Below are 13072 nucleotides of genomic sequence, written 5' to 3'. Positions count from 1 at the left end.
CTCCACTGTCTCCTGGTGCCCGCCACGCTACGCCGCCCGGAGCCCGGCCCGGCAGGGCGCGAAGAGGGCACACACGAACAACCGGTCCGGGAGCACTTCGGTGATCACCGGATCGGGTGAAGGGCTGCTGTCTGGGCGGCCTCCGTGAATGCGGCCTCCGGCTCGCGGCGCCGGACGAGAGCCCGGTTCTGGCGTTCCGCAGCGGCGCGGATGCGCAGGTCCATGTCGTTGTCGCGGACGCGCCGGTGCTCCTGGTGCGCGGCAAGCGCGCGGTGGTAGCCGGCCGACGCGGTCTCACGGGTACGCGGCGGGCCTGCGGGCACTGCCGCCCGGACCGGTTCGGAGTCGGCGGCCGTCGTCACGGCGGTGGTGACCGTGCCGGGGGCGAGCACGCGGACCGTGCGCACCGCCCGCTTGCCCGCCGCCTCGTTGGCGACCGTGATGATCCGGACCGTCTCCATGCGGGCCTTCGTCGCCCAGGCCGCCGAGTCCGGGCGCAGCGTCAGCTCGCCGGTGTCCGCGTCGTACCCGACCGCCGTGATGTGCCCGGCAAGGTCGGGGGCGATGGCCACCCACCGTTCGCGCAGCGCGCCGCCGGCGGCCGGGAACTCCCAGGCCCGCTCGGCGATCAGCGCGCCGATCGCCGCGCCGAGGCCCATCGGCTCGCGCCCGTCACGCCGCACCGCCGTACCGGTCCGCGGCCTCTTCTTCGCCTTCTGGCCGCTGCCGTTCTTCCGGGCCTGCTCCATCGCGGCCCGCAACGCGACCCGGGCCAGGTCGACCCCGGACACCCCGCCCTCGCTCACGCCTGCCCCCAGGTGGTGTGGAGGGCCAGGTGGCGGGTGCCCGAAAGGCGCTGCGCTTCGTCGACCAGCCGGTTGCTGAACAGGCGCCTGGCCGACGTCTCGCCGTACTGATCGATGTGGTCGAAGACGACGTCGTGGTCCTTCATCGCGCGCACCCGCCAGTCGCGGACCTGCTCGCGGGTCAGGTCCTCCAGGACGAGCTCCTGCTCCTGGTCGACGTCGTCGACGTCCGGGGCGGGCGCGGCGGCCGGACGGGGCGCGGGCAGGACGACCGGGGCCACCGCCGCGGCCGGGACGGCGTCCTCGGTCGGCGCGGCTGCCGCGGCTTCGGCGCGGGCCTGAGCTGCGGCGGCCTTCCGGGCACGGTGCTGCTCCCACTCGTACGCCTTCGCCCACGCCCTGGCCGTCACGTTTTGGTGCAGCTGCGTGGCGGTGGCCGCCCGACGCTCTGCCTCCGAGGCGCCGGGCATGGCGGCGTCGACGGCGCCCGCGACCGCGCGGCGCTGATCCCGGCGGTCCTCCTGGCGCTCCGAGCACCGGGGGCAGTCCTGCCCGGAGTCGAGCAGCACGCGGTCGTCGCACCGCACGTCGCCGCACTGCTGACGCTGCGGCAGGGCGGCGCCGATCAGCCAGCCCACCGGGTCCGTGATCGAACTGCCCAGCCGCATCTGGGTCTCCAGGTGCCGGGCGAGCCGGTCGGCGAGAACCTGCGGCGCGTCCGTGCGGCCGGCGAACCCGACCACGCGCTGGAGCTCGCGGCGGGCGGCGGCCTCCACCAGGCGGCGGGCGGCCGGACGCTCCAGCCGGGCCCACACCAGGCCCACCGGGGCCAGGACGGCCCGCAGATCCTGCGGCGGCAGAGGCACCCTCGCCCGCTGTTGCCTGCCCTGACGCGCACCGTCCACGACCCGCACCGGAGCACCGGACACCGGCCCGCGGCCGCCGTTTCCGCCCTTGCCGACCGGGGACTTCTCCCGCTGTTCCCCGCGGAGCGGGCCACCGTCCTCGCCCGCGCACGCGCGGTCCGGCAGATCACCGGAACCACCACGGCCTTCGCCGGAAAAGCCACGAGAGTGCGAGAGAGAACCACGAGGGGAAACTGAAGAAGAGTGATCAGAGTGAAGGGCTGCCGTACCGTCGGGGTCTACGTTTTCCGCCGAGTCCGTCACCGGCACGCTGCTGACCTGCGACTCCGTCTCCGCCTCCAGTACCTCACCAGGCCCTGCCGTACCGTCGGGGTCTGAAAAACCGGACTCCCCGGCCTCCGTACGGTCCTCCTGGACGTCGTCGGCGACGGTACGGCCGTGCGCGGCGGCGACCGCCGGCACCATCAGCCGCGACCGGTTCGCCAGCCCGGAGCCCGTCTTGAGCCGGACCCGCAGCACCAGCTCCCGGTCCTCCAGACGCTCCAGCACCCGCTCCCCCGCCGACGCCGAACAGCCCAGCAGCCGGGCCACCGTCGCCGCCGCGCGGCCGCGCCGGGTGTCCACGCTCCCGCCGCACAGCCGCACCCGCCCGGACTCCCCCGCCTCCAGGACCAGCAGCAGCAGCGCCAGGCGGTCCGTCGCCGCCCCCCGGCCGGTACGCGTTCCGGCCAGCCCGGCCGGAGTCACCGACCCGTCCCGGTGCGCCCAGCCCGGCGCCATCACGGCCTCCACCAGCCGCTGGAGCGTCGCCAGCTCCTTCTTCGACAGCGCCAGCGGGTGCCCGGTCACGCCCCGGGCGGCCGCGAGCGGCAGCACCCGGCACTCGAGGCCGTCGTCCTGGCCGAACTCACCCACCGCCGCGCCGACGGTGACCGTGCCGGACCGGCGCAGCCCGGGCACGACCACGGAGGCCGCGTACGAGGCGGATACGCCGATCCACCGGCCCAGCTCCGCCGTACGGATCTCCACCACACCGGTCTCCGACGGCGTCCGCGACACCAGCACCAGCACCGCCAGGCGCACCGCGTCCGGCGCGCTCTCCAGACCGGGCAGGTCCAGCAGCGCGCGGACCGCGGTACGAAGACGCACCCGCGTACTCCGCCCCAGCGCCAACGGACGGCCAGGGCCCCGGACCGGCACCGGACCCGCCAGAACAGGGCCCGACACCGACAGCCTCCGACGAGGGCCCGGCACCCGGAAACCCGCAGCAGCCACCGCGACCGCGCTCACCGGACACCCCGCAGAACCGTCAGACACTGATCCATCCGCGCACCATGGCCCAGACCACCCGTGGACAACGGCCGGAGGTCAAACGCTCCCGCCAGGCGGGAAGAAACCTCGGATCCCGTCCCGCGCGAGGGACGGGCGGGCGTGGTGCGCGCGGCGCTGGTACGAAAAAAGTTCTCCACATCTCTGGGGAGCGAATGAACGTACGAAAAGGGACTTCTTTGGTGTGCTGCGCCGTGAGGGCGTGTCCGAGGAATCGGCCAAATGGGTTGAAAGGGCGCGGGATGGGGGTGGAAAAGGGCGCAACGGTACGGCAAAATGGGCTCCGCGTCCGGGGCCACGTCTTCAGGCGCAACGAAGCCCCTGGTGGGCTTCAGGTTCGGGTAGAACCAGTCCAAACCGTTCGTTTCCGGCTGGCACCGGTCGAACAGCCCTTCGGGAACTCGTGATTGAGATCCCGGTGACAGAGGGGGCGCTGAGCGCGAGGCGACTGCAATCGCTGAGGAGCTGAGCGTCCCGGCGGCCAGAGGCCCGCTATCGCGGGTGCCGCCTCATCCCTACGTCGTTGTCGCCTCCCTGGGGGAGGCGTGCCTCGAGGCGCATGCGGGCATTACGAGCGCCCCACCGAAGGGCCAGCCGTCCATGCGGGTGCTGGCGCCACGGCGGGGCGCGGTAACCGAGGCACTCTGCCGCTTCGGTTGCCCTACTGGGCGACGTACCGTCACCCATGCGTGCGGATGCTGTCCCCGCTTCTCCGCGCTCATGAGGAACCTCCCTCGTCCGTCTTCGCGGCTTCGGGGAAGCGCTCGGCGAGGCCCTTCAGGAGGCGGAGGTAGTTCTCGCGGTTCGGGCGCCGGGGGTGGGTCTGCCCGAGTTCCCAGCGCGCCACCGCGAGGCGCTTTACGCCCAGCACGTCAGCGACGTCCTGTTGCGTGAGGCCAGCCGCGACGCGGAGCTTCGCGCGCACACCCGGTGGCGGCAGGGCATCATCGCCCAGGCTGTTCAGCAGGGCGTCGACCCGCTGAGCGCCGTCAGAGACGGGCATGGTCAAGTCTCCCATGATCGAGGATTTACTGAAAGATACACGACTTGATCTCCCGGGGGAAGCGACATGCCCACCCGCGTGGTGGAGTTGGGCCCCCGGTAGGGTCCGGGCGTGACCCGACTCGTTCTCTTCGATCTCGACGGGACGCTGGTCGACCGGCAGTCCGCCCTCCCCGACTCCATCAAGGCCCTGTGCCGTACGCGCGGCCTGGGCCCGATCGTGGAGCAGTGGCTGCTCGCCAAACTGGCGGACCGCGCGGAGCCGGACGACTTCGCCAGGCTCCGCGACGCCTTCGGCCTGGAGGACAGCGCCGGGCAGTTGTGGGAGGAGTACGTCCGTCTCATGGCGGTCTCTGTTACCTGCCAGCCGGAGATCCTGGAAGGGCTGGCCCGGCTCCGGGCCGCCCGGTGGACTATCGGGATCGTCACCAACGGCTCCGGCGACATCCAGCGGGCCAAGCTCAGTGCGACCGGCCTCGCCGACCTGGTCGACGGCGTTGCGGTCTCCGGGGACCTGGAGACCCGCAAGCCGGACCGGCGCCTTTTCGAACTCGCTGCCGTCCGGTGCGGACGGGACCTGGCGGGCGGCGGCTGGATGGTCGGGGACAACCCTGCCGGGGACATCGATGGCGGTCACGGGGCCGGTCTGCGTACGGTCTGGCTGCGCGGCCGGACCTGGCCCGACGGACTCCCGCCCGCGCACCACGTTGTCGACGCCATCACCGACGCCATCACCTTCCTGCTCAACGAGACCCCGGAGTAGCCCCGTGAAGTCGACTGTCGGCATCCTCCATCCCGGCAGCATGGGTGCCGCTGTCGCCGCCTGTGCCAGGGCGCATGCCGCGAGGGTGTTGTGGTGCGAGGCCGGACGCAGTACCGCGTCCGTGGCGCGCGCGACCCGGTTCGGGCTGACGCCGGTGGTGACGCTGGGCGAACTGCTGGACGGCAGCGACATCGTCATCAGCCTCTGTCCGCCAGCCGCTGCCGAGGACCTGGCCCGCGACGTTGCCGGGCACCGCTTCGCAGGGGTGTACGTGGAGGCGAACGCCATCGCCCCTGAGCGGACGCGGCGGATTGCCGGGCTGCTCAACCCGGCCGCGACCGTCGTCGACGGCGTCGTCGTCGGTTCCCCGCCCGTCGGCGGCAAGTCGCCGACGTTGTACCTGTCCGGTCCGGCCGACGCGCCCGAGCGCATCGAGGCGCTGTTCGCGGGGAGCGCCGTACGGACGCGGGTGCTGGGGCCGGAGGTGGGGAAGGCGTCGGCGTTGAAGTTGTCGTACACCGCGTTCCAGAAGGCCAGCCGGGTGCTGGTGGCGCTCGCCACCGGGATGGCGCGCGAGTACGGCGTCGACCAGGATCTGCTGGAGGTCGCCTCTTGGCGTACCGACTCGTACCTCACGGAGCCGGGGTACATCGCGAAGACCGCGTCCCGCGCGTGGCGCTGGGGGGCGGAGCTGGAGGAGGCGGCCGACGCGCTCGCGGCCGCCGGGCTTCCGCCGGAGATGCTGCGCGCGGCCGCGTCCACGCTGGCACGGTGGGACGACGCCAAGGACAACGGCGAGCTAACGCTCACCGACGCCCTGGACCAGCTCAGCCGCCCGTAGCCCGCGCTCATGCCGACGACGCTCCCGCCCGCTGCGCCAGCAGTCGGTCGATAAGGCGTGCCGCCTCCTTCGGAGAGGCCGCAGTGGTGTCCACGGTCAGGTCCCAGACCATGCCCGGGTGCGCGTCCAGGTCCTCGCGGGTCGCGCCCCACGCAGCCAGGCGCGCCGCGGTGTCGGTGTCGCCCCGCCCCTCTGACCGTTCCTCGGTTACCTCGCGCGGGCACCACAGCAGTACCGCCGCCCAGTCGGCCGGGTAACCGTCGACCAAGGCCCGGACGCCGTCGACCTGCCCGAGGTGGACTACCGGCACCCCGGCCGCGAACGCCGCGTCCAGACCGGGAGCGTCGATCACGTACGTATTGCCGTAGCGCCTGTTCGCGTAGACGATGGCGCCCGCGACCTCAAGTTCGTCCAGCTGCTCCGGTGTGCCCATTCGGTAACCGTCCGACTTGCCCGACCCGACCTTGAGCCGCGCGAACTGCGCGTACGTGGGGTCAAGGTCGCTGAGCGCGGCGGTGACGGTGTCCTTGCCGGAGGCTGGCGGGCCATACAGGATCACGCCCTGCTTCGCGGTCATACGGACATCGCCCCCATCGCCTGCCGAGCCTGATCAGCGAGGCTCACGGCGGTGCCCAGGCGGTTGTCAACTACCAGGTGCGGTACCGCCGGGCGTAGGTCAAGGTCGATCGTGGCCATGTACTCATCCCACCGGGCGAGCTTCCACGCGTCCCGGGCCGCCGAGCGGAAACCAACGTATTCGCGCATCGACTCCTCGTCGCAGCGGACCCACACCGGGAAGACGTCGACACCCATCGCCGCGGCCTTGTTGGTCAGGCGCTGCATCCAGGCCGCGTCGGTCAACTCCGCGATGAAGGGAGCGGAGAGCACGGTGCTGATCCCGCACTTGATGTTCGCCATGGCCGCCTGCATGAGGCAGTCGTACTCCACCGACCGGACACGCTCCCGGTAGAGCTCGGTGTGCCGGTCGTTCGGGTCGCCGCCCAGCGCGACCAGCAGCCGTTCCACCAGCGGTCGGGTGAGAGGGTCCTTGTCGAGCAGCGGCCAGCCGGTGAGCTGTACGACGAACCTCGCCAGCTCCGTTTTGCCGCTCCCGGCGTAGCCCCCGACCAAAATCAAAACAGGGCGGTGCGGATCACCGCCGGTGTGCCTCCGCTTCCAGGCGTCGATGATGCGCTGCTGGAGAGCGAAATGGTCGGCGTCTTCGCTGCCGGGCGAGATGCGGTGGACGGCCCGTTCAACCGCCAAGACGTGCGCGCCGGTGAGGCGGTCGTCCATCGGCGTGAGCTTGAACGACGTCTCTTCGCCGGGCAGAGCGGTTCGGAAGCCCAGGTCCGGCTCGGTGGCCCGGTAGAGAAGGCAGTAGGCGCGGCGGTAGTGCGGGCCGGGGTAGACCTCGCCCTGCTCGTGCTGCCACAGCGTCTGAGGATTCGCGGCGGGGATGCCTTTCAGCTTGGCCTTTTCAGCAACCTGACGGAGGCGTTCGCCAGCCTTCTCCAGGGTCAGGCCGTGAGCCTCACGCTGCTCGCGGAGCTTGTCCGGACGCCAGCCCGCTCGGTGCTTCCCCACCCTGTGACCCTCCGTGATCGTCATGGCCGTGAGCCTAGAGCCAGGCCCGCAAATCCCATGGGTACGTAGATGTTGAAAACCCGTGAACACGGGTGTGCACGAGCTTCGACAAGCCTTTGTGATGTTGCGCTGCGCCGCTCACGAGTGTGATGGCCCCCACAAGACGACCAGTCATGAGGGGGCTCAAAATGGGCGAGTTGGGGCGCTCAGGCATCAAACGCGTACTCCAGCACGTAGGCCGCGCTGTCCATGGTCATCTCGTTCACTTCGACGGCCTCAAGATCAGCGTCGAAAGCCGTGCGGCACAGCTTGATGACAGGGCGCTCCAGGGGCATGGCCAGCCCTTCAGCCTCCTCAGCGACGGGCAGCCGGCATCGGATCTCTTCGCGGAAGTGAGCGGGCGCGTGCCCGATCTCAGCGAGCCGGGCGTACGTTCCGCCTTCGCCGGTGTCCACGCTCATGATCGCTGTGCCTTCGGCCAGGCCAAGAGGCAAGTACGAGGTTGCGAGCATGACGGGTCTGCTGTCCAGCACGAAGCGTCGGGACCGAGCGCAGACGAGTTCGTTCTCGTCAACGTCCAGCATCCGGGCGATGTGCGGTGGTGCGGCCACGGTGCCCACGCGGACGTCGATCGTGACGGGCCGCTCCTCGTCAGCGGACCAGACGGACTTGCCGGCGCCCCACTGCTCGCGTGCGAGTCGCTGGATGCCGTGACGCCGGATCGGGCGGAACTCGATGACCCGAGCGCCAGCACCTTTCTTCGTCTCCACCAGGCCCTCGATCCGAAGGATCTTCAGCGCCTGGCGGGCGGTAAGCGCAGCGACCTCGTACTGGGCGGCGAGCGCACTCTCGCCTGGCAGCCGATCGCCGGGGCCGTAGTCGCCGGACTCGATCGCCGCCTTCAGTTTGTCGGCAATCCGCTGGTACTTGGGCCGCTGTTCGCCCGTGTCGCTCGCCATACGTCTCCCTACCTCGTTAGCGATCCTACGGCCGCTGGCTATCGAGGAACTGGCAAGGGCGCCCCGGTGTGCGAGGAAGCCGCCGGGAAAGCGTACCTCGTTAACGTAGTTCTTGACATCGCTAACGAGGATCGGTGTACTGAAGGCGCATCGAACCTCGCTAGCGAGGTCGGGGCGGGGCGCCGAAGAGGTGCTGCTTCGCCCTGCCCACTCGCCATCGGGACGCCTCCCGAGCTCAGCACATCCGAGAGGAGCACTACTCCATGAACGTCATCTCCCGCCCCGCCGCCAGCCTCATCACCGAGCACTTCGACACCGAGACGCTCGCGCTCCTGGAAGCGGTGGAGGTCCCGCTCCCCGAGTTCGGCGACGTCGACCTGGACGTGGCTTTCGGAACGCCGCTGGAGATGTACGAAGCCAGCGCCCTTCCCCACGAGCGGCTGGACGGCCTGGACATCACCGCAGCCATCGCCGCGATCGAGGCCCGCGAGAACCGACTGCTCGCCGCCCGCGACATCACCGCCACTGACCCGACCGCCACCGAGTTGGTACGCGAGCGCCTGGTCGACGTCCTCCTCCCCTACGCCGCGCAGCTGCGCATCACGCGGCCGGCCGCCGCGGCGCCGGTGCCGCTCGCGGCCTGACCCGCACCATGCCGGGTCTTCGGACCCGGCTCCTTCACCCGGAACCGCCCTGCGGCGGCGCCGGATGTGGGAGCCGAAAGCGGCCCCGACACCATCCGCCCGGTCCTCTCTGACCGCGAAAGCGCGAGGGGAAAGGAAGCGGCCGGTCTTTGAGAACTCCACAGCGTGATCCACCACCGCAGTCCCCGCCGTGTCCGATCCGGCCGGGGGTGAGTGGAAACCCGTCGCGAGGTGCCATCACCGCTGGTGGTGGCAGCCGACACGCGCAACGACACCGCAGGGCTCATCGCTGTGGGAGAGCGCGGAGGGTCGACACCCTCGCGAGGTTAAAGAACGACGCGGCCAACCTTCACCGCACATGCCCGCCCGGACGGATCTCCCGGTCGGAGCTGCGGTCCGCGTCTCTACGAGATCCGGCACCCCGTCTACCGGCGGTGCCGCGCAGCTTTTCCGCAGCCCCGCGTTGCCCAGGCGCCCGCCGCCCGACCCCATCTTTTTTGGGCCGGTTCGGCGGGCGGTGGAGAGCGCTGGGAATCCCCGCCGCCTGCTCCCGCCCCTGTTTCGGAGGGACCGTCTATGACGTCAATGACCAGCACCCAGCTCGCCCACCAGAACGCCGCCCGTATCTTCCTGGCCGAAGTCGGCCCGGTTCTCGCGGATATCACCTGCCCGGACGGCGCGGTACGCGTCGTGGTGGACCCGGACGCGACCGCCGTCCGGGTCGAAGTCACCTCCGGCGACCCGGACGGTCCGGCCGCCGAGGCAGTACGCCGTACGCGGATCCATCAGAGCGGCGCCCGGCTGACGGTCGTCGTACCGCCCACCCCGCCGACGGCCTTCACCGGCGTCAGCAGCGGTGTGGTCGTCGCCAGCGGGAACGTCCGCATCGACGGTCTGACCTTCACCAACCACGGCGGGGGCATCGTGGTTTCCGGCTCGGCCGGTGCCGAGGTCTTGGTTGTCCTTCCTGCCGGGTCGTCCGTCACCTATACCGGGGCGTCCGGCAGCATCCGTACGGCCGGTGTGCTCGCCGGGCTGACCGCTAGGACCACCAGCGGCTCGGTCGCGGCCGAGACCGTCGGCCGGATGAACACCGAGAGCTCCAGCGGCAGTATCACCGCCGGGACGGTGACCGAGCGGGTCGATATCTCGGCCTCCAGCGGCAGTATCAAGATCGGGGACTACCGGGGCGCGGACGCCCGGATCCGTACGACCAGCGGGTCGATCACGCTGACCGCCTCCCCCGCGGCCCGCGGCCGGATCACCGCCCGGGCGGTCTCCGGCAGTGTCCGGCTCTGCGGCACCGCCGGCCGCGACGACTTGGTCGTCCGTGCGTCGGCGGTCTCCGGCACCGTCCGGACCACCCCCCGGGGCCCGCCGGTGACCGCCACCGCCAAGATGGGCGACTTCTTCGCGGCGGTGGAGTCCCGCCAGCACGCCTGGCCCGCCGGTCAGAAGGATCTGCACTGGCATCTCCTCTTCGACCAGCGCCTGGTGCACGAGGCGCTGTTCGCCCCCTACCGGACCCTCACCGGCCAGCCCGGCCTCGAGCCCGTCCCGGCCCGGTGGGCGCACTGCACCATCCTCCACGGCGGCCCGGTCGACCAGTACCGTGACGGCGAGATCGACGCGATCACCGAACGCGTCGCCAAGGAAGTACGAGACTCGCCCGCGTTCGACCTGGTCTTCGACCGGCCGACGATCGGCACCGTCGCGGTGGAGTGCGCGGCCCGCCCCGGCGCCCCGGCCCGCCACCTCTGGGAGATAGCCGCCCAGGCCGATGCCGAGATCACCGGCTTCCGATTCCCCCGGATCCCCTTTGTCTACTATCCGCATCTCTCGCTCGCCTACGGCACCGCCCACCCGGTCCGACCGGACCGGCGCGAGCTCAAAGCCATGCTGGCGGATTTGCCGGGCGGCCCGGTCACCCTCCGGGCCACCCGCCTCGCCCTGGTCGCCCAGTCCCACGACCGGCGGCACATCACCTGGACCCCCCTCGCGGAGATCCCCCTCCAGTAGACCGCCGCCGAGTACGGCCCCGGACGACCGACCACGGCCGCCTCCCACCCCCGACCGGGGTGGGAGGCGGCTGCGGCTGCCCGTACGACCAGCCCACTACCACTTCCTGTTCTGCATTTCGTCCCCCGGCCCGACGCGTCACGGGCCGGGGGACGGAGTGGGGCTACAGGAGCCCCGAAAGCGCGCCGCCCGGAGCGGTAACTCCGGGCGGCGCCACAGGCCAACACCCTGACAAGGAGAACACCTGTGTTGCAGGCCATGATGACACGCCCGGCCTACTCGGCCGCCCTGGACGACAGCCCGCGCTGCGGCGTCTGCCACCGGATCCACTGCCACTGCGCCCGGCCCTGGGCCCGCCGTACGGCGTCGGCGTCGGTGGTGGAGGAGATCGAGCGCGAGGAAGAGCGCCGCTGGCTGGAGCCCCACGACGACGAGTTTCACCAGCTCGTCGCGTATCTCGTGGCCGACGGCGACCGGCGCGCACTCGCGCTCGGCCGCCGGGCGGCCCGGGCCTGCCCGTCCTGCGGCGGCAGCGGCGGCCGGACCGAGGACACCAGCGACGGCGGGGTCGTTCGCCGGACGTGGCGGTCCTGCTCCGCGTGCGGAGGAACGGGACAGGGGTACGCCCCTGCCGCGCTGGTCCACCAGCCCAAGGCGGCCGGTACGGCGAACGACCGTTGCCCGGTTTGTGAGTTCTGGAGCTGCATCTGTGTTCCCTGGCCGGGTACCGCACCGTCTGACGCGCCGTTTCCGGCGGTCGCGCCGACCGGCGCGTCCGGCCAGTGCAGCCGGTGCGGCCAGTGGTTCGACGACTGGACCGGTGGGGTCTGCGACGGCTGCCGCTAGTCAGTCCGTGCCCGACCTCATATCTGCGGCCCGGGCCGCCCACCTCCGGGCGGCCCGGGCCGCTCTTTCCCTGGGCCCGGCCCACCCCGCGTCCCGGATCTTTCTCGCGGCTGCCGCCGTGGCGGCCGCCACGGTCTGGGACACCGGCCGACCTGTCGCCACTCTCCACCCACCGCCCCGCCGCCGTACGCCGGCGGGGCGGGCCAGGAGCTGAAACACCCCGTGACCAACTCGCTCTACGCCCGCTACATGGAAGCCCACCGCGCGCTCCGTACCCATCTCCGCTCCTGCGGGGTCTGCACCGACGACCACCTCTGCGCGGACGGGCAGCAGCTCTTCCGGGCTCTTACGTCCTTGCAGGACCAGTACCTCGCGGCGCAGAAGCGCAAGCGGAACTGAACCCGCTCCGGCTGGAAGGTCAGCCTGCCCGGCCCGGTGCCGGGCAGGCCGCGATCACCAGCCCGACCTCTCTCTCATCCTCCAGTCCGCCCGCCCGGCGGGAGCCGAACGGATTCCCGTCCCGGCCCGCCTGGCCCGCGCGGTACTGCCCTCCCCCTGTCCGCCCGGGCTGTCCCGGGCTCGTTGACCTGGAGAAATCCCATGATGTTGCGCACCATTCCGCTCCGGCGCCCGCTGGACGGTACCGGCTTACCGGTTCCGCAGACGCTGCCCGCCCCTGCGGAGCAGCCGGTACCGCTCCCGGCCGCCGACATTGCCCGGTACTACCACCCCTTGTTCCTCCGGGCCGAGCCCGGCCGGGACGAGGGCTGGGTCACCTACTACTTCGGCGGCTTCACCGGCCACGAACCGCGGCCCGAGACGCCCAACGCCGTCTGGGACGACCCGTCGGTCACCCGGGAGCAGCGCCGCGAGCTCGAGGCGCAGTACGACTCGGCCCGGATCCTGTGGTCCAAGGCCCGGCTGAGGCTGCGGGCCGCGCCGCTGCTGCGGGCCGCCGCCCCGCTGTGGGAGGCATGGCGGCAGGCCCAGGCCGAGTACCACCAGGTGTTCACCGCGTTCTGGACCACGCCGGACGCCATGTGGCGCGCCCAGTTGCTGAAGCTCACCGACGCCGAGCGCGCCGCGATGGATACGGCGCGGGCGTGGGACGAGATCGCCGGGGAGCTCGCCGGGCTGGCTGCCGAGCAGCTGCGCGCGGCCGGTGAGGAGGACGAACTGCCGCTGACCGACGTCGCCCGCGAGATCGGTCTGGACGCCGACGGCTGGACGATCGCCTGCGCCGACGAGTACGCCCGCGGCAGCTCGTATTCCTGGCACCGGCAGACCCCGCTGGTCCGCGCGCTCACCACCGAGATCGCCGCGAAGCGCGAGCGCCTCGCGGAGGTCGCCCGCCTGGCCGACAGCCCTGACACCGCGCAGCAGCCGGTCCGACCCTTCTGAAGGAGAACA

13 protein-coding genes are annotated in these 13072 nt (G+C 71.6%); 7 read left to right on the top strand and 6 right to left on the bottom strand.

Features of this window, described 5'->3' with window-relative positions:
• Positions 1 to 104: 104 nt before the first annotated feature.
• From ABZ714_RS26630 to ABZ714_RS26620, 3 genes are all read right to left on the bottom strand, one after another.
• A complete protein-coding gene (locus tag ABZ714_RS26630; RefSeq protein ID WP_358827868.1) occupies positions 105 to 806 on the bottom strand; it encodes a DUF721 domain-containing protein in 702 nt (233 codons plus the stop codon).
• A complete protein-coding gene (locus ABZ714_RS26625) occupies positions 803 to 2821 on the bottom strand; it encodes a hypothetical protein (protein ID WP_358827867.1) in 2019 nt (672 codons plus the stop codon). The genes ABZ714_RS26630 and ABZ714_RS26625 overlap by 4 nt, the downstream gene beginning before the upstream one ends.
• Positions 2822 to 3719: 898 nt before the next feature.
• A complete protein-coding gene (locus ABZ714_RS26620; protein WP_358827901.1) occupies positions 3720 to 4004 on the bottom strand; it encodes a helix-turn-helix transcriptional regulator in 285 nt (94 codons plus the stop codon).
• A 111-nt stretch (positions 4005 to 4115) separates the two neighbouring features.
• Here ABZ714_RS26620 and ABZ714_RS26615 point away from each other — a divergent pair, with 111 nt between their 5' ends.
• On the top strand, positions 4116 to 4766 hold the full coding sequence (locus ABZ714_RS26615; RefSeq protein WP_358827866.1) for an HAD family hydrolase: 651 nt from the start codon (positions 4116 to 4118) through the stop codon (positions 4764 to 4766).
• Between the two features lie 40 nt (positions 4767 to 4806).
• Positions 4807 to 5607, top strand: a complete 801-nt coding sequence (locus ABZ714_RS26610) for a DUF1932 domain-containing protein (protein ID WP_358827900.1) — start codon at positions 4807 to 4809, stop codon at positions 5605 to 5607.
• Between the two features lie 7 nt (positions 5608 to 5614).
• Here ABZ714_RS26610 and ABZ714_RS26605 read toward each other — a convergent pair whose 3' ends face one another.
• The 3 genes from ABZ714_RS26605 to ABZ714_RS26595 form a co-directional block, all read right to left on the bottom strand.
• Positions 5615 to 6184: a guanylate kinase gene (locus ABZ714_RS26605; RefSeq protein ID WP_358827865.1), complete on the bottom strand. Its 570-nt coding sequence runs from the start codon at positions 6182 to 6184 to the stop codon at positions 5615 to 5617.
• Entirely contained in the window at positions 6181 to 7218 is a 1038-nt protein-coding gene (locus ABZ714_RS26600) for an AAA family ATPase (RefSeq protein ID WP_358827864.1), read from the bottom strand. Before ABZ714_RS26600 ends, ABZ714_RS26605 begins: the two co-directional genes overlap by 4 nt.
• A 182-nt stretch (positions 7219 to 7400) precedes the next feature.
• Entirely contained in the window at positions 7401 to 8153 is a 753-nt protein-coding gene (locus ABZ714_RS26595) for a GntR family transcriptional regulator (RefSeq protein ID WP_358827863.1), read from the bottom strand.
• Between the two features lie 263 nt (positions 8154 to 8416).
• On the opposite strand from ABZ714_RS26595, the gene ABZ714_RS26590 reads away from it, so the two are divergent.
• The 5 genes from ABZ714_RS26590 to ABZ714_RS26570 all read left to right on the top strand — a co-directional run bounded on the left by ABZ714_RS26590 (position 8417) and on the right by ABZ714_RS26570 (position 13063).
• Positions 8417 to 8797, top strand: a complete 381-nt coding sequence (locus ABZ714_RS26590; protein WP_358827862.1) for a hypothetical protein — start codon at positions 8417 to 8419, stop codon at positions 8795 to 8797.
• 576 nt (positions 8798 to 9373) lie between these two features.
• Positions 9374 to 10816 carry a DUF4097 family beta strand repeat-containing protein gene (locus ABZ714_RS26585; RefSeq protein WP_358827861.1) on the top strand — a complete coding sequence of 481 codons (1443 nt, stop codon included), beginning with the start codon at positions 9374 to 9376 and terminating at the stop codon, positions 10814 to 10816.
• A 258-nt stretch (positions 10817 to 11074) separates the two neighbouring features.
• The gene (locus tag ABZ714_RS26580; protein ID WP_358827860.1) at positions 11075 to 11662 is read left to right on the top strand and encodes a hypothetical protein; all 588 of its coding nucleotides are present in this window, start codon (positions 11075 to 11077) and stop codon (positions 11660 to 11662) included.
• A 222-nt stretch (positions 11663 to 11884) separates the two neighbouring features.
• Complete coding sequence (locus ABZ714_RS26575) at positions 11885 to 12061, top strand: hypothetical protein (RefSeq protein ID WP_358827859.1); 177 nt, start codon at positions 11885 to 11887, stop codon at positions 12059 to 12061.
• 201 nt (positions 12062 to 12262) lie between these two features.
• A complete protein-coding gene (locus ABZ714_RS26570; protein WP_358827858.1) occupies positions 12263 to 13063 on the top strand; it encodes a hypothetical protein in 801 nt (266 codons plus the stop codon).
• The last annotated feature ends 9 nt before the right edge of the window (positions 13064 to 13072 follow it).

This window comes from Streptomyces sp. NPDC006798 (assembly GCF_040635975.1).
Lineage (GTDB): Bacteria > Actinomycetota > Actinomycetes > Streptomycetales > Streptomycetaceae > Streptomyces.
This window is presented reverse-complemented; position numbering and strand designations above follow the sequence as displayed.